General features: G+C 70.6%; 15 protein-coding genes. 8 read left to right on the forward strand and 7 right to left on the reverse strand.

Translation table 11 applies throughout. The features are described 5' to 3' along the window. Complete coding sequence (locus tag AS181_RS03370; RefSeq protein WP_165630857.1) at positions 1-729, reverse strand: amino acid ABC transporter ATP-binding protein; 729 nt, start codon at positions 727-729, stop codon at positions 1-3. Positions 730-863: 134 nt separating this feature from the next. On the opposite strand from AS181_RS03370, the gene miaB reads away from it, so the two are divergent. After that, positions 864-2,396, forward strand: coding sequence for a tRNA (N6-isopentenyl adenosine(37)-C2)-methylthiotransferase MiaB (gene miaB, locus AS181_RS03375; protein ID WP_058250309.1), 1,533 nt, complete (start codon positions 864-866; stop codon positions 2,394-2,396). A 21-nt stretch (positions 2,397-2,417) separates the two neighbouring features. Further along, on the forward strand, positions 2,418-3,053 hold the full coding sequence (locus AS181_RS03380; protein WP_058250187.1) for an Rv2732c family membrane protein: 636 nt from the start codon (positions 2,418-2,420) through the stop codon (positions 3,051-3,053). Positions 3,054-3,074: 21 nt separating this feature from the next. Here AS181_RS03380 and AS181_RS03385 read toward each other — a convergent pair whose 3' ends face one another. Then, on the reverse strand, positions 3,075-4,442 hold the full coding sequence (locus AS181_RS03385; protein ID WP_175404257.1) for a DUF349 domain-containing protein: 1,368 nt from the start codon (positions 4,440-4,442) through the stop codon (positions 3,075-3,077). 334 nt (positions 4,443-4,776) lie between these two features. Between AS181_RS03385 and AS181_RS03390 the strand changes: the two genes are divergently transcribed. The 4 genes from AS181_RS03390 to hflX are packed head-to-tail and all read left to right on the forward strand — an operon-like array spanning position 4,777 to position 8,878. After that, complete coding sequence (locus tag AS181_RS03390; protein WP_058250189.1) at positions 4,777-5,544, forward strand: hypothetical protein; 768 nt, start codon at positions 4,777-4,779, stop codon at positions 5,542-5,544. Then, on the forward strand, positions 5,541-6,461 hold the full coding sequence (miaA, locus tag AS181_RS03395; RefSeq protein ID WP_058250190.1) for a tRNA (adenosine(37)-N6)-dimethylallyltransferase MiaA: 921 nt from the start codon (positions 5,541-5,543) through the stop codon (positions 6,459-6,461). The genes AS181_RS03390 and miaA overlap by 4 nt, the downstream gene beginning before the upstream one ends. A 10-nt stretch (positions 6,462-6,471) precedes the next feature. Further along, positions 6,472-7,383, forward strand: coding sequence for a diaminopimelate epimerase (gene dapF, locus AS181_RS03400; RefSeq protein WP_058250191.1), 912 nt, complete (start codon positions 6,472-6,474; stop codon positions 7,381-7,383). A 52-nt stretch (positions 7,384-7,435) separates the two neighbouring features. Beyond that, the gene (gene hflX / locus AS181_RS03405; RefSeq protein ID WP_058250192.1) at positions 7,436-8,878 is read left to right on the forward strand and encodes a GTPase HflX; all 1,443 of its coding nucleotides are present in this window, start codon (positions 7,436-7,438) and stop codon (positions 8,876-8,878) included. A 76-nt stretch (positions 8,879-8,954) separates the two neighbouring features. Here the strand turns inward: hflX and AS181_RS03410 are convergent, their stop codons facing one another. The 4 genes from AS181_RS03410 to AS181_RS03425 all read right to left on the reverse strand — a co-directional run bounded on the left by AS181_RS03410 (position 8,955) and on the right by AS181_RS03425 (position 13,301). Next, on the reverse strand, positions 8,955-9,215 hold the full coding sequence (locus tag AS181_RS03410; protein WP_058250193.1) for an HPr family phosphocarrier protein: 261 nt from the start codon (positions 9,213-9,215) through the stop codon (positions 8,955-8,957). Positions 9,216-9,313: 98 nt separating this feature from the next. Then, positions 9,314-11,452 carry a PTS fructose transporter subunit IIABC gene (locus AS181_RS03415; RefSeq protein WP_058250194.1) on the reverse strand — a complete coding sequence of 713 codons (2,139 nt, stop codon included), beginning with the start codon at positions 11,450-11,452 and terminating at the stop codon, positions 9,314-9,316. A gap of 116 nt (positions 11,453-11,568) precedes the next feature. Next, complete coding sequence (locus AS181_RS03420) at positions 11,569-12,534, reverse strand: 1-phosphofructokinase family hexose kinase (RefSeq protein ID WP_058250195.1); 966 nt, start codon at positions 12,532-12,534, stop codon at positions 11,569-11,571. Continuing rightward, entirely contained in the window at positions 12,531-13,301 is a 771-nt protein-coding gene (locus AS181_RS03425; protein ID WP_058250196.1) for a DeoR/GlpR family DNA-binding transcription regulator, read from the reverse strand. The genes AS181_RS03420 and AS181_RS03425 overlap by 4 nt, the downstream gene beginning before the upstream one ends. 148 nt (positions 13,302-13,449) lie before the next feature. Here AS181_RS03425 and AS181_RS03430 point away from each other — a divergent pair, with 148 nt between their 5' ends. Further along, entirely contained in the window at positions 13,450-15,159 is a 1,710-nt protein-coding gene (locus AS181_RS03430) for a phosphoenolpyruvate--protein phosphotransferase (protein WP_058250197.1), read from the forward strand. On the opposite strand, the gene lexA is transcribed toward AS181_RS03430, so the two are convergent. Further along, the gene (gene lexA / locus AS181_RS03435) at positions 15,137-15,841 is read right to left on the reverse strand and encodes a transcriptional repressor LexA (RefSeq protein ID WP_058250198.1); all 705 of its coding nucleotides are present in this window, start codon (positions 15,839-15,841) and stop codon (positions 15,137-15,139) included. The two genes, AS181_RS03430 and lexA, sit on opposite strands and share 23 nt — an antisense overlap. Before the next feature lie 224 nt (positions 15,842-16,065). Here lexA and AS181_RS03440 point away from each other — a divergent pair, with 224 nt between their 5' ends. Next, positions 16,066-16,605 (forward strand): LysM peptidoglycan-binding domain-containing protein, encoded by a 540-nt coding sequence (locus tag AS181_RS03440; protein ID WP_058250199.1) that lies wholly within the window; start codon positions 16,066-16,068, stop codon positions 16,603-16,605. Positions 16,606-16,626 lie beyond the last annotated feature (21 nt).

Genomic DNA, 16,626 nt, shown 5'->3' on the forward strand with positions numbered 1-16,626 from the left:
TCAGTGCCCCAGGATCTTGCCGAGGAAGTCCCGGGCGCGATCGGTCGACGGGTTGCTGAAGAACGTCTCCGGATCGGAGTCCTCGATGATCGCCCCGTCGGACATGAAGATGATGCGGTCGGCGGCCTTGCGCGCGAAGCCCATCTCGTGGGTGACGACCACCATCGTCATGCCCTCTTTCGCGAGGGACACCATCACGTCGAGCACCTCGTTGACCATTTCCGGGTCGAGGGCCGAGGTCGGTTCGTCGAACAACATGATCTTCGGGTTCATCGCCAGCGACCGGGCGATGGCCACGCGCTGCTGCTGGCCGCCGGAGAGCTGGGCGGGGTACTTGTCCTTCTGGCTGGCGATGCCGACGCGCTCGAGCAGTTCCAGGGCGCGCTTGCCGGCCTCGTCCTTGCTCTTCTTGCGCACCTTGATCGGCGCGAGCGTGACATTCTCGAGGATCGTCTTGTGCGAGAACAGGTTGAAGGACTGGAAGACCATTCCGACGTCGGCGCGGAGCCGGGCGAGGTCCTTGCCCTCGGCGGGCAGCACCTGCCCCTCGACCAGGATCTCGCCGCCGTCGATCGGCTCGAGGCGATTGATCGTGCGGCAGAGGGTGGACTTGCCCGAACCCGACGGTCCGAGGACCACCACGACCTGACCGGCGGGGACCTCGAGATCGATGTCCTTGAGGACGTGCAACGACCCGAAGTGTTTCTGCACCCCGCGCATCGCGATCATCGGCTGGGACCCTGGGTCCGCGGACTTACTCGGCGAAACGGTCATTGGGGCACCCTATCGGCCGACGTGGAACACGGTGTCCTGTGGGAGTCGATTTGCGTGCGCCCCGTACCCTCGTAGGGGTGAGTATCGAGTTGTCGGATCGGCCTGAGCAGGCAGCACCCGCCGCGCGCAGTTATCAGGTCCGTACCTACGGCTGCCAGATGAACGTCCACGATTCCGAGCGCATCGCCGGTCTGCTCGAGGACGCCGGGTACGTGCGCGCCAGTGATGACGACCCCGCCGATCTCGTCGTCTTCAACACCTGCGCGATTCGGGAGAACGCCGACAACAAGCTGTACGGCAACCTGTCGCACCTCGCTCCGGTCAAGTCCGATCGGCCCGGCATGCAGATCGCCGTCGGCGGCTGCCTCGCGCAGAAGGACAAGGACACGGTGCTGTCCCGAGCACCGTGGGTCGACGTCGTCTTCGGCACACACAACATCGGGTCGCTGCCCGCGTTGCTCGATCGTGCCCGCCACAACGACGCCGCCCAGGTGGAGATCCTCGACGCGCTCGAGCGGTTCCCGTCGACCCTGCCGGCCAAGCGCGACTCCGCCTACTCGGGCTGGGTGTCGGTGTCGGTGGGGTGCAACAACACCTGCACGTTCTGCATCGTGCCGTCGCTGCGCGGCAAGGAGGTCGACCGCCGGCCGGGCGAGGTGCTCGCCGAGGTACAGGCCCTCGTCGACCAGGGTGTCGTCGAGGTGACGCTGCTGGGCCAGAACGTGAACGCCTACGGGATGTCCTTCGCCGATCCCGATCAGCCCCGCAACCGGGGCGCCTTCGCCGAACTGCTGCGCGCCTGCGGTGACATCGAGGGGCTCGAACGCGTCCGGTTCACCTCACCGCACCCCGCCGAGTTCACCGACGACGTGATCGAGGCGATGGCCCAGACGCCGAATGTGTGTCCGCAACTGCACATGCCGCTGCAGTCGGGGTCCGATCGCATCCTGCGCGCGATGCGCCGCAGCTACCGGCAGACCAAGTTCCTGGGCATCCTCGACAAGGTCCGCGAGGCCATGCCGCATGCGGCGATCACCACCGACATCATCGTCGGCTTCCCCGGCGAGACCGAGGAGGACTTCGAGGCCACCCTGGACGTCGTCGAGCGCGCCCGCTTCTCGAGCGCGTTCACCTTCCAGTACTCGCCCCGCCCCGGCACGCCCGCCGCGACGATGGCCGATCAGGTGCCGCCCGAGGTCGTGGCCGATCGCTACCGGCGTCTCATCGCGCTGCAGGAGCGGATCTGCCTGGCCGAGAACGAGGCGCTGGTCGGGACCGAGGTGGAGTTGCTCGTGGTCGCCGACGAGGGGCGCAAGTCGGCGAAGACCCAGCGCATGACCGGCCGCGCCCGGGACGGCCGCCTGGTGCACTTCGCGCCCGGAACGGCGTCGGGGATCCGCCCGGGTGACGTCGTGCACACGCAGCTCACCGCAGCGGCACCACACCATCTGATCGCCGATTCCGGCGTTCTCGCGCACCGCCGCACCCGCGCCGGCGACGCACACGAACAGAGCCGTACCCCCACCACCGCGCCCGTCGGCGTCGGGCTCGGGCTGCCGGGGTTCGGTGCCCCCGCCGCCGTCCCGGCCGACGCCGGCTGCGGCAGTGGCTGCGGCAGCTGACCACCATCACGAAGTGAGGCGATGACCATGTCCGAGAATTCGGCGTCCGACAACGAGGCGTCCGGCAGCTCTGCGTCCGAGAAGGCCGCGTTCGAGCAGTACGAGAACGACCTGCGCAAGGCGGAACGGCGGGTGGCCGGCGAGATCGACCCGGGTGCGCGCGCGGTCGTCGTCGCCGTGGCCGTCGTCCTCGCCATGGTGTCGATGGTGTTGCCGCACACGGGATCCGTCACCGGGCTCGAGGTCCTCACCTTCACGCCCGAGGCGGCCGCCGAGCGCGTCACGATCGTGTCGAGGATCTTCGTCTACCTGGTGACGATCTTCGGCATCGTCGTCTCCATGCTCGCGCTGCTCACCCGCCGGTGGTTCCTGGCGTGGATCGCGCTGTGCGGGTGCGCCATCGCGTGCGTCGCCGGGATGCTGGCGTGGTGGTCGCGGAACACGCCGGGCGTCGGTGGCGTCGAGCCGCCGTCGGGCGTCGGCATCGGCCTCGTGCTGGGCTGGATCGCGGTCTTCGTGCTCACGTTCCACTGGTCCCGCGTCGTGTGGGCGCGGAGCTCTTACCAGCTCGCGCTCGAGGACGAGCGGCGCCGGCAGGCCGCCGAGCAGGAGGCCTACGCCGCAGCGCTGTACCGCAAGAACCCGCACGAGGACTGATCCGGCCGGCCCCGACCGGACTCAGCGGTCGGTGACGGCACTCTCCGCGGCGGCGGCCCACTCGCGCCACTGCGCAGCCTGATCGCGCAACTTCGCGGCGTCGCGGTCCTTTCCGCGTTCGGCCGCCTTGCGTGCCTGGTCCTCGAGTTGCGCTGCGCGATCGGCGAATTGCGCCGCCCGCGCCAGTGCCTCGGGATCGGTCCGTTGCCACTGAGCGTCCTCGGCGTCGCGGATGCGCTTCTCCAGGGCCCGCGCGCGGGCCTCCAGGCTGTGCATCTGATCGCGCGGGACCTTGCCCAGTTCGTCCCACTGATCGCGGAACGACCGGAACTCGCGGCGGGCCGCGTCGAGATCGGCGGCCGGGTCGATGGCCTTCTCGGCGGCATCGAGCAGGGCGACCTTGGCGGTCGCGTTCGCAGAGAATTCCGCGTCGCGTTCCGACGACGCCGCGTTGCGGGCGCCGAAGAAGACGTCCTGTGCGGCCTTGAACCGCTGCCAGAGGGCCTCGTCGGTGTCCCGCGGGGCGCGGCCGGCCGCCTTCCACTCACCGAGCAGTTCCCGGAACTTGGCCGACGTCGGACCCCAGTCGGTGGAGCCGGACAGCTCCTCGGCGCGGGCGATGAGTGCTTCCTTGCGTTCCTTCGCACCGGCGCGCTCGCGGTCGAGTTCGGCGAAGTGCGCACCTCGCCGGCGATTGAAGGCGTCGCGCGCTTTGGCGTACCGCTTCCACAGCGCGTCGTCGGTCTTGCGGTCGACGCCCTTGATGGACTTCCACTCGTCGAGGATCTCGCGCAGCCGGTCGCCCGCGCTCTTCCAGTTGGTCGCGTCGGCGCCGATCTGCTCGGCCTCGGCGGCGAGGACCTCCTTGCGCGCGATGGCCTCCGACCGGGTCTTCTCGCGCTCGGCGCGGATGGTCTCGGCGACCTCGTCGGCGCTGCCGACGATGGCCTCGAGGCGGCGCTGCAGCGCGGCGACGTCACCGATCACATGCGCGTTGGGCAACTCGTCGAGCAGGTGTTTGGCGGCTTGCTGGGCCTTACGCGGGTCTCCCGAGCGGGCGGTGAGCCGTTCCTCGAGGATCTCGACCTCGGTGGCGAGGTCGTCGAACCGGCGTCCGAAGTGCGCAAGCCCCTCCTCGACTGTGCCGGCCTGCCACGAACCGATCTCGCGTTCGCCCTCGTCGGTCTTGAGCCACACGACACCCGACTCGTCGATACGACCGAAGCGGTGCGGATCGCCGGTGACGAGATGCGTGACGACCGGTTCGGACGCGATGCCGGGGCGGGGTCCGGGCTTGGGCCGGGGTCCCGGCTTGGGTCCCGGCTTCGGTGTGTCCTGCCCGGCGGGTGCCTGCTGGGGTTCGGAAGCCGATTCGGTCGGGTTGCTCATGTGCACGTGTCCTGCCGCTCAGTGGTGCCGCGCGTCACGGCTGCCGGTCGCTGGAGTCGGTTCTCGCCGGGCATCCTACGCCCGCGATCGCCGACAAGTACCGTTCCATTCAAGCAGTTCAGGCCCGTCGATGTGGCGTCCGTGCCGAGTTGGTGGGTCGCGGCGCGGGGTAACCGGCGCCGGGAGCGGAGCGAGCGGGCCGAATGTCACCGGCGCCGGGAGCGGAGCGAGCGGGCCGAATGTCACCGGCGCCGGGAGCGGAGCGAGCGGGCCGAATGTCACCGGCGCCGGGAGCGGAGCGAGCGGGCCTCGTGTTGTCGACTAGCGTCGTGGTGTGCTTGCGGCCGTCGTCTTCGTTCCGAGTGCCCCGCTGCTCGTCCCTGAGTTGGCCGGACCGGCCGCCTTCGACACCGAGCCGGTGCGGCGCGCAGCTCTCGACGCGGTCGCGGGCGCGCTCGGCGTCGACCGCTGGGTGGCGGTCGGAACCGCCGACGGGTCGACCGCTGGCCTCGTGGGCGAGCCCTTGCGCGGCACCTTCGCGCGGTTCGGCGTGGACGTCCCGGTCACGATCGACTCCGCGATCACCGATGTTGCTATCGCCGATGTCGCGGTCACCGACCCGCTGCCCCGGATGAGTCTGTCGGCGCTGATCGCCGGGTGGATCGCCGAGCGGATGTCGCTGGGTCCGCTGAGCGTGTGCAGCGTCGGTTCCGCCACGCCGCCCGCGGAGTGCGTCGCGGTGGGTACCCGGCTGGCCGCCCGTCTCGACGAGGGCTCGGACGCCGTCGGGGTCCTGGTGGTGGGCGACGGGTCGACGGCGCTGACCGACAAGGCCCCCGGCGGGGGGCGTCGGGAATCGGCGGTGGCGCTGAACGACGCGATCGTGGCTGCGCTCGGATCGGCGGACACGGACACGCTGATGGCACTCGACCCTGCGAAGTGCGATGCCGAGGGCGTCGGCGGCCGGGTCGCGTGGCAGGTGGCGGCCGGTCTCGTCGGCGACCGGTCGGTCCGGGCGGTACCCGACTTCGCCGACGCGCCCTTCGGCGTGGGTTACGTGGTCGCGACCTGGACCGTCGACGACGGTGAGCACGTCCGATGACCGCGCCGCCCACCCCGATCGCTGTTGTCGGACCCACTGCCGGCGGCAAGTCCGATCTGGCCCTCGACCTCGCCGAACGGCTCGGCGGCGAGATCGTCAACATCGACGCCATGCAGCAGTACCGCGGCATGGACGTCGGGACGGCCAAGCTCCCGCCCGACAAACGCCGCGGCATCCCGCACCATCAGCTCGACGTGCTCGACGTGACCGAGGTGGCGACGGTCGCGCGCTATCAGCAGGCCGCGCGGGCCGACGTCGACCGGTTGCGCGCCGCGGGTCGGGTCCCGGTGATCGTCGGGGGATCGATGATGTACGTCCAGGGACTCCTCGACGACTGGCAGTTCCCGGCCACCGACCCGCAGGTACGCCGGCGTTACGAGGATCTGCTCGACGAGCGCGGAGTGGACGAGATGCACCGGCTGCTCGCGGAGGTCGACCCGGCCGCGGCGTCGACCATCCTGGCCACCGACGGTCGCCGTATCGTGCGGGCGCTGGAGGTGGTCGAGCTGACCGGTGCGCCCTTCGCCGCGTCGCAGCCCACCATCGGCGAACCGCGCTGGGGCACGATCATCCTCGCCCTCGACCGGGACACCGAGGAACTCGACGATCGGATCCGCCGTCGGACGAGAGCGATGTTCGGGCAGGGCCTCGTCGAGGAGGTGGAGGACCTCTGTTCCCGCGGCCTGCGAGAGGGACGCACCGCGTCGCAGGCGATCGGTTACAAACAGGTCCTCGCGGCGCTCGACGGCGAGTACGACCTCGCGCAGGCCGAGGAGCTGACCTTCATCGGCACCCGGCGCTATGTCCGTCGTCAGCGCTCGTGGTTCCGCCGCGATCACCGGGCGCAGTGGCTCGACGCCGCCGCACCCGATCTGCTCGACCGAGCGCTGCGCATCGTCGACGCGCCTTCCCCGTAGGCTGTGATCCGTGACTTCCGCCCCGCAGAGCAGTGCGAGCGACGGCCTGCACTTCGTCAAGGGTCATGGCACCCAGAACGACTTCGTGGTCCTCGCCGACCCCGACGCCGAGATCGCGCTCGACGCCGCTACGGTCGCGGCGCTGTGCGACCGGCAACGGGGGATCGGCGCCGACGGATTGCTGCGCGTCGCCCGCTCGGGCGCCCTCGTCGCGGCCGGTGTCCTCGACGCCCTGCCCAACGACGTGTCGGCCGACGACTGGTTCATGGATTACCGCAACGGCGACGGTTCGATCGCGGAGATGTGCGGCAACGGGGTACGCGTCTTCGCCCACTACGTCCGGGCGTCGGGACTCGTCGACACCGACACGTTCTCCGTCGGTTCCCGTGCGGGTGCCCGCGGCGTCACCATCCACTCCTTCGACGCCGTGCACGCCGAGGTCACGGTGGAGATGGGTCCGGCGCGGATCGACGGGTCGTCGGTGGTCCGCATCGGTGACGACATCTACCCCGGTGCGATGGTCGACGTGGGGAACCCCCACCTGGCGTGCGTCGTCGCGGACATGACCGCGGCCGACCTCGACGCGGTCGACTTCTCCGCCGGCGTGATCATCGAGGCCGCCGACTTCCCGCACGGCGCGAACGTCGAGCTGCTGACCCCACCCGCGGAAGGGCCCGACGGCAGCCTGACCGCGCGGATGCGGGTGTTCGAACGGGGCGTCGGGGAGACGCGCAGCTGCGGAACCGGCCTGGTCGCGGCGGCGCGCGCCGCTCTCGACGCCCGCGGCGCGGACACCGGCGAGCTGCGCATCGGCATCCCCGGCGGTGAGGTCACCGTGACGATCCGTCCCGATGGCTCGACCCTGCGCGGGCCGTCGATGCTGGTCGCCGACGGGGTGCTGCGGCCCGGCTGGGAGCGCTGAGCTCGATATTCGCGTGCTCGGTCCTGGACGGTCGTGAGACCATGGTTCCCGTATGACCGAATCAGAAGCACAGATCATGTCCGCGGCCGATCTCGGGATCCGCGACACCGCGGATCCCACCACCGGCGAACTCCAACTGTCCGAGCGCGCCTCACTGCAGCGCATCGCGGGACTCTCCACCGAACTCACCGACGTCACCGAGGTCGAGTACCGGCAGCTACGACTCGAACGCGTGGTCCTGGTCGGCGTGTGGACCGAGGGCAGCGCGGCTGCCGCGAAGGCCAACATGACCGAGCTGGCCGCCCTCGCCGAGACGGCCGGTTCCCAGATCCTGGACGCGGTGATCCAGCGTCGCTCCAAACCCGATCCCGCCACCTACATCGGCAGTGGCAAGGCCGAGGAATTGCGCGAGATCGTCCTCGCGACCGGCGCCGACACCGTCGTCTGCGACGGTGAGCTCACGCCCGCCCAGCTCAATGCGCTGGAGAAGGTGGTGAAGGTGAAGGTCATCGACCGCACCGCGCTGATCCTCGACATCTTCGCCCAGCACGCGACCTCTCGCGAGGGCAAGGCGCAGGTCTCCCTCGCGCAGATGGAGTACATGCTCCCGCGTCTGCGCGGCTGGGGTGAATCGATGTCCCGGCAGGCCGGTGGCCGGGCGGGCAGCAACGGCGGTGTGGGCCTTCGCGGTCCCGGTGAGACCAAGATCGAGACCGACCGTCGCCGCATTCGGGAGCGGATGGCCAAGCTGCGGCGCGAGATCCGTGGCATGAAGAAGGCGCGGACGACGAAACGTGCTGCGCGCAAGAGCGGTTCGATCCCGACGATCACCGTCGCCGGCTACACCAACGCGGGCAAGTCCAGCCTGGTCAACGCGATGACCGGCGCCGGTGTCCTCGTGCAGGACGCGTTGTTCGCGACCCTGGATCCCACCACCAGGCGGGCGACGCTCGACGACGGCCGCGCGGTCGTCTTCACCGATACGGTCGGGTTCGTCCGGCATCTGCCGACCCAGCTCGTCGAGGCGTTCCGGTCGACGCTCGAGGAGGTCGTCGACGCCGATCTGCTTCTGCACGTCGTGGACGGTGCGGACGCCTTTCCGATAGAGCAGATCTCGGCCGTCCGTCAGGTCATCAACGAGATCGTCGCCGAAGAGGGCGTCACCGCGCCGCCGGAGTTGTTGGTCATCAACAAGATCGACGCCATCGACGGCAACCGCCTCACCGAGTTGCGTGGCGCGCTCGGTCCGGATGCGGTGTTCATCTCCGCCCGAACCGGTGAGGGACTGCCCGAACTCTTCGGGCGGGTGCGCGAGTTCGTCGGTCGCGAGGACGTCGAGATGACCATCGAGGTGCCGTTCGACCGGGGTGATGTCGTGTCTCGCGTCCACAGCGAGGGCGAGGTCATCTCGTCGGAGCACACCGAGACCGGTACCACGATGAAGGTCCGCGTCCCGGCCGCTTTCGCGGGCGAGATCGCGGACCTCCGGATCTGAGCGCTTCGCCGGTTGTACGGACCCAGTCGGCTGTACGGACCCAGTCGGCTGTACGGACCCAGTCGGCTGTACGGACCTAGTCGGCGTCGAGATCCTTCTCGACGAGACCGACGATGGTGTCGAGCGCGGCCTGGTCGTCGGCCGTCACGACCACGCGGGTGCCCTTCTCGGCCCCGAGCGTCATGATCATCAGCGCCGACCCCGCGTCCACCGGGTCACCGCCCTCGAGGCCCAGCGTCACCGGGCTGCCGGTCTCGGCGACCGCCTCGGCGATGATCGTGGCGGGGCGGGCGTGCAGTCCGACTGCGGAGCCGACGGTGGCGGTGGTGCTGGGCATGGGAACTCCTTCGAGTGATGTCGTGCGATCTGCGGTGGTTGTCGGGCGATTCGGTGCCGGGGAGCGCCCCGGATGTCAGGTGGTCGTGTGATCGGGTGTCAGACGGCGACCGCCTCGAGTTCGTCGAAGGCGACGGCGTCCCGACTGCGGTGCACCTGCTTGGCCGCGACCACCAGGACAGCGGACAGCACCGTACCGGCGACCAGCGCGACGAGGAACAGGACCCAGTTGTTCATGGCGAAGAAGACGAAGATGCCGCCGTGCGGGGCGCGCAGTTCGACACCGAAGGCCATGATCAGCGCACCGCTGAGGGCACCACCGGCCATCATCGACGGGATGACCCGGAAGGGGTCGACCGCGGCGAACGGGATGGCACCTTCGGAGATGAACGACGCGCCGAGGAGCCATGCGGCCTTGCCGTTCTCGCGCTCCGGTTCGGTGAACAGGCCCGGTCGGACGACGGTGGCGAGAGCCAGGGCGAGCGGGGGCACCATGCCTGCACACATGACCGCCGCCATGATCTGGAACTGCGCGGGTCCGGCAGTCGCCGCGTCGGCGATCCCGGCGGTGGCGAACAGGTACGCGCTCTTGTTGACCGGTCCGCCGAGGTCGAAGCACATCATCAGGCCGAGCACGATGCCGAGGGCGATGGCCGATCCGCCGGACATGCTCTCGAGGCCGCTGTTCATCTGCTCGGTCAGCCAGGCGAGCGGTTTGCCGAGGACCATGTAGAGCAGTCCGCCGACGATCATGCTGCCGAACAGCGGGATGACCACGACCGGCATGAGACCACGAGCCCACTGGGGCACCGGGGTCCGCGCGATCCACAGGCACACCACGCCGGCGATGAGACCGCCGATCAGTGCGCCGATGAAGCTGGCGCCCACGGCGAGCGAGACGATGCCGGCCACGAAACCGGGTGCGATACCGGGGCGGTCGGCGATCGCGAAGGAGATGTAGCCCGCGAGGACCGGTACGGCCAGGCCCATCACGCCTGAGCCGATCGCGAAGCTCACCGCGCCCAGGTACTGCAACAACCCGCCTGCCGGCAGATCCCAGAGGCTGTTGTTCAGGGCGATGAACGCGCCGTCGCTGAGGGTGCCGCCGTCGTCGAGGTTCGTGTTGGCGACCTCGTAGCCGGCGAGCAGGAAGCCGAGCGCGATGAGCAGTCCGCCCGCCGCGACGAACGGGATCATGTAGCTCACACCGGTCATGAGTGCCTGGCGTGTACGGCCGGCGAGACCGATGCCCGACTTCGACGAGTCGGCCGCGTCCGCGTCCGCGCCGTCGCCGGTGACGCGCGCCGCGTTCGGGTCGCGCCCCGCCGCGACCGCCTCGGCGATCATCGCGTCGGGCTCGTTGATGGCGCGCTTCACCCCGGATGCGATGACGGGTTTGCCGCGGAACCGGTTGCGGTCCTTGACCCCGACGTCGGTGGCGAAGATGACGGCGTCGGCCGACGCGATCACATCCGGATCGAAGGCCGTGGTCGCCGAGGACCCCTGGGTCTCCACCGCGAACTCGACGCCGGCCCGCTCGGCGGCGTACTTCAGGGCGTCGGCCGCCATGTAGGTGTGGGCGATGCCGGTCGGGCACGCGGTGATCGCGACGATGCGCGGCGTGGCCGGTCCCGGGTCCGGGGTCCGGTCCGAGTCCGGGTGGGCCGGCGCACCTTCGGGTTCCTTGGTAGACGTCGCTGGTGCTGCCGCGGCGGCCGGGGCAGGGGTCGACGGGGCAGGGGTCGACGGGGTGGCGGTCGGCGCGGTGGCGGGGGCCGGGGGTGCGGGGTCGATGGCCTCGTTGACCAATTCGATGACCCGCTCCTCGTTCTCGGCCGCGCGGAGCGAGGCCACGAAGTCGGGCCGGACGAGTGAGCGCGCCAGCGAGCTGAGGAGCTTCATGTGCGCACTGGCACCCCCCTCGGGCGCGGCGATGAGGAAGACCAGGTCGGCCGGCCCGTCCGGTGCGCCGAAGTCGACCTTGCGGGACAGCCGCGCCATGGCGAGACTGGCCGCGGTCACCGACGCGGTACGGGCGTGCGGGATGGCGATGCCGCCGGGAAGTCCGGTGGCGGACTTGGCTTCTCGGTCCAGTGCGGCCCGCGCGAGGTCGGCGGGATCGGTGGTCCGGCCGGCCGCGGCGAGGGCGTCGGCGAGCGTGGTGATGACGGCGGCGGGATCGCCGCCGGCGTCGACGTCGAGACTCACCGTCTGGTCGGTGATGATCTGCTCGGTCATGGCATGTCCTTCGGTGGAAAGGGTGGGGTCGGTGCTGGGTGGGTCGATGGTGGATGGAGTCGGTGCTGGATGGGTGCGGTGTTGGATGGATGTGAGGACCCGCCGGGACGGTGCCGTCAGGTCATGCGCGCGGCTCCCGACAGTTCGGTCACCCGCACGCCGGGGAGGTCGAGGTGGTCGGGCGTGGGGGCCTGGGTGCCGGCGAGCGATGCCGCCGCCGCGCCGTACGCCACGGCCGACCGGAGGCAGTCGGCGGGCGCGGCCCCGGTGCTCTGCGCGATGAGGTAGCCGGCCAGTGACGAGTCGCCGGCGCCGACGGTGCTGCGGGGGACGATCGGCGGCGGGGTCGCCGACCACACGCCGGATGCGGTGACCAACACGGCCCCGACGGCGCCGAGGGTGGCGAGGACGTTGCCCCCGATCTGCTCGGCGATGGTCGTAGCGGCGTCGATGACCGGTCCGAGATCGTTGCGCGCGAGTGCTTCTCGGAGCTGTCCGGGGTCGGCTCCGGTCAGTTCGGCGAGCTCGTCCTCGTTGGGCTTGATCAGGTCGACGCGACCGGTGACGCTGGCACGGAGGGGAGCGCCCGAGGTGTCCACCGCGACCCGGCATCCGGCGAGGACGAGGTCGTCGGCGATCGAGCGGTACCAGTCGTCGGGGACGCCAGGAGGCAGCGAACCGCAGAGGGTGACCCACTGCGCGGAGCCGGCGTGCTCACGGATCAGCCCGACTAGCGCCTCGCGATCCGGGCCCGTCAAGGTGACGCCCGGTGCGTTGATCTTGGTGGTCGTCCCGTCGGATTCGGCGATGGTGATGTTGGACCGGACCTCGCCCTCGACCGGCACGGCGTCGTAGGGGAGTGCGAGGTCGTCGAGTGCGGCCCGCAACGGGTCGCCCGGCCGCGCCGGGAGCAGTGCGCGGGTGGCCAGGCCCGCGGCCGCGACGACCCGGGCCACGTTGACGCCCTTGCCGCCCGGCTCGGTGCGGACCACGCCGGCGCGCTGCACCTCGCCGCGGGCGAGCGGTGCGCCGAGTTCGAGGGTGCGGTCGAGACTCGGGTTGGCGGTGACGGTGACGATCATGCGATCACGACCTCGACGCCACGCGCGGACAGGGCCGCCGAATAGGCCGGGTCGATCCCGGAGTCGGTGATGAGGACGTCGACGTCGTCGAGTCCGGCGAAGGAGGTGAGGTCCTCGCGGTCCATCTTCGAGCTGTCGGCAAGGACTACGACCCGTTGCGCGGCTGCGACCATCGCCGCCTTGACCGCGGCCTCGTCCGGGTCGGGTGTCGACAACCCGTGGGCCTCGCTCAGGCCGTTCGTCCCGATGAAGGCGGTGGTCACGCGCAGTCGGCGAAGCGCGTCCACGGTGTCGACGCCCACGGTCGCCTGGGTGAGACCGCGTACGCGTCCGCCGAGGGCATGGAGACCGTCGGGATGGGTTCCCGCGAGCAGGCCGGCGATGGGCAGGCTGTTGGTGAACAGGGTGAGCCTCCGATCGGGAGCGGTCGCCTCGGCCGCGCGGTAGGTGGTGGTGCCGGCGTCGAAGAGCACCGAGCCGCCGTCGGGCGGCAGGAACCGGATGGCCGCCCGGCCGATCGCGGTCTTCTGCTCGATCTGGCTCGACTCCCGTTCGTCGATCCCGAGCTCGCCGAGGGTGCGCATGATCTCGGCGCGCACGGCGCCGCCGTGGACCCGCTGGAGATGTCCGGCGCGTTCCAGTACCGCGAGATCGCGTCGGACGGTCTCGCTGGTGACGTCGAATTTCTCGGCGAGCGCGGCCACGGATGCCCGCCCCGCGAGGCGCACCTCGTCGACGATCGCCTGTTGTCTCTCCTCGGCGTACACACCGCTCCGATCTCCGGTTTCGACCACCCGCTTGTTGAGGCGTGTGGGATTGGATGTTGTAGTAATTGTGTTTACGCCTGTTTGTGTTGACAAGTCAAGCACTTTTTGTAACGGTGGTCACATCGATAGTCGAGTGAGAGGCAAGACGATGGCGCAGATCCTGACGGGAACCCCGGTGGTCGGCGGATTGGCCCACGGTCCCGCGCTGTGGCCGGGCGAGCGACCCGACCACTCGCCGGAGAAGCTCGGCGTCGGTGTGGAGATCGCCGAGGAACGGCGCGCCGACGAGGTCTCGCGCTTCGCCACCGCGGCCGGCGCCGTCGCGGCGCGGCTGCGCACGCGCGCGTCGCAGAACACCGGGGTGACGGCCGAGGTGCTCGCCGCGACGGCGGGCCTGGCCGAGGACCGCGGCTGGATCGGTGCCGCGACCGCGCTCATCGGCAAGGGCGCCCCCGCCGAGGCCGCTGCCGTCGCGGCCACCGAACAGTTCGCGGCGGTGTTCACCAAGCTCGGCGGACTGATGGCCGAGCGGGTCACCGATCTCAACGACGTGCGCGACCGGGTCCTCGCCGAACTGCTCGGCCTACCCGAACCTGGTGTGCCCACTCCGGAGGTGCCGTCGGTCCTGCTCGCCGACGACCTCGCGCCCGCCGACACCGCGGGCCTCGACCCCACGAGCACCATCGCCCTCGTCACCCGCCTCGGCGGACCGACCAGCCACACCGCGATCATCGCGCGCCAGCTGGGGATCCCGTGCGTGGTGGCGGTGGCCGACCTGGACGAGATCGAGCCCGGCACAACCGTTCTCGTCGACGGCAGCACCGGGCGAATCGAGGTGGAGCCCGATGCGGAGGCGGCCCGGGCTCGCGTCGACGAGGATCGGCGGCATGCCGCACTCGTCGCCGGCTGGACCGGTCCGGGGCAGACCGCCGACGGGGTGGCCGTGGCGGTGCTCGCCAACGTCGCCGACGGATCGTCGGCACGCGCCGCGGCCGGGTACCCAGTCGAGGGCGTCGGGCTCTTCCGCACCGAACTCGCGTTCCTCGAGCGTGCCGACGAACCGTCGGTGGACGAGCAGGCCGCGATCTACCGGGAGGTGCTCGATGCGTTCAACGGGCAGAAGGTGGTCATCCGCACCCTCGACGCCGGGTCCGACAAACCGCTCCGGTTCGTGACCCATCCCGACGAATCGAACCCAGCGCTCGGCGTGCGGGGTGATCGGATCGCGCTGGCGCACCCCGAGATCCGCGCGCATCAGCTCGACGCGATCGCGCAGGCCGCGTCGGGGTCGGCCGTCGCGCCGTGGGTCATGGCGCCGATGATCGCCTCGCCGGCGGAGGCGCGCACCTTCGCCGCCGAGGTCCGTGGCCGTGGTCTGGTCGCCGGGGTGATGATCGAGGTGCCCGCGGCGGCGATCCTGGCCGAAGCCGTCCTCGCCGAGGTGGACTTCGTGTCCATCGGCACCAACGATCTGACCCAGTACACGATGGCGGCCGACCGGATGTCGGCCGATCTCGCCGGACTGACCGACCCGTGGCAACCGGCCGTGTTGAGCCTCATCGCGGGAGTCGCGGCAGCGGGCGCACGTCAGGGAAAGCCGGTCGGGGTGTGCGGCGAGGCCGCCGCCGATCCGAACCTCGCCTGCGTGCTCGTCGGTCTCGGCGTCACCTCGCTGTCCAGCGCGCCGGCTGCTGCCGCGGCCGTGGGGGCCCGGCTCGGCGAGGTGTCCGCACCGGACTGCCGGGCCGCCGCCGAGGCCGCCCTGGCCACCTCGGATCCCGCCGCGGCGCGCGAGGCTGCCGCGGCGGTGCTCGACGGTTCGGTCGGCGGAGAGGTCAGACTCGCCGCATCACGGTGACGACCTTGCCGAGGATGACGGCATCGTTGCCCGGGATCGGATCGAACAGTTCGTTGTGCGGCATGAGCCAGACGTTGGGGCCCTGACGCTTGAAGGTCTTCACGGTGGCCTCGCCGTCGATCATGGCCGCGACGATGTCGCCGTTGTCGGCGACGTTCTGCTGCCGGACCACGACCCAGTCGCCGTCGCAGATCGCGGCGTCGATCATCGACTCGCCGACGACGCGCAACAGGAAGAGCGATCCCTCGCCGACCAGCTCACGGGGCAGCGGGAAGACGTCCTCGACGGCCTCCTCGGCCAGGATCGGACCGCCGGCCGCGATACGGCCGAGAACCGGCACGAAGGTCGGCTCGGGAAGCTGGCCGGCCGTCGGGGTGTCCGGCGACGGGGTGTCACTCGGGGCGATGTTGACCGCACGGGGACGGTTCGCGTCGCGCTTGAGCAGCCCCTTGCGTTCCAGCGTCCGCAACTGATGGGCCACCGACGACGTCGAGGCCAGGCCGACCTCGTCGCCGATCTCCCGGATGCTCGGCGGATAACCGCGCTCGCGCACCGAGCGGCGGATCACCTCCAGGACCCCGGCCTGTCGCGGGGTGAGTGAGGCCTCGGCGGCGGCGGCGTCGAACGGGGCCTCGTCGTCGGCGCCCCGCGCTCGGCCGCGCCTATCGCCGGTGTCACTCATGTTCGGTTCCTCTCGTCTTCGGAACGTGCTGGTAGATGGCTTGCGCCGGGTCCGAGCCTAGCGGAGTTCGACCGGCACCTCAAACATTTGTTCGATGTGTCGCGAGACTTTGTCGGGCCGTCGTGCTACAAATTCGAACATCAGTGCATCGAACATCTGATCGATGTTCGAACACCGACCGCGACACCCCGCACGATCCAGACACCAGAACACCGGAGGGCACCATGCGCACCGCCACTCTCGTCGCTCCCGTCCGCACCGACCGTCCCGACGCTGTCCGGCCCCCCACCGACCGCGCCGATCGGGTCCGGACGCGCGCCCCGCTGTCCGACGGCGGCCGGCCGATAGACAACCGGCCGGCCGGCACCCGACCGCGGGGTGCGTCGCCGGTGACCCCGCGGGTGGGCGGTACCCACTGTGGCTCTCCGGTCGGGGTGCGCGGGCGTGGCCCGGTCGGACCCGACGCGGCGGTGTTCCGTCGGCGCCGCCGCACCGCGGTCGCGCTCCTCGCCGGCGTCGGGCTGGCGTTCGTCGTGTGGGTGTTCGGTGTCGTGGGCCAGAACTACTCGGACTCGCTGACCCCGTCCGCCGTGAGTGCCGAGGTCGTCCACGTGCGCTCGGGGGACTCGCTCAGCTCGATCGCCGGCCGGGTGGCACCCGAGATGCCGCGCGAGGTCGTGATCGACGAGATCGTCGCGATGAACGATCTGGGGTCGAGCGCGCTGCAGGTGGGCCAGCCCCTGCTCACCCCCCGGTACCGCTGAGGCCGGGCGGTATCCTCGATG

Source organism: Gordonia sp. SGD-V-85, from assembly GCF_001456905.1.
Lineage (GTDB): Bacteria > Actinomycetota > Actinomycetes > Mycobacteriales > Mycobacteriaceae > Gordonia > Gordonia hongkongensis.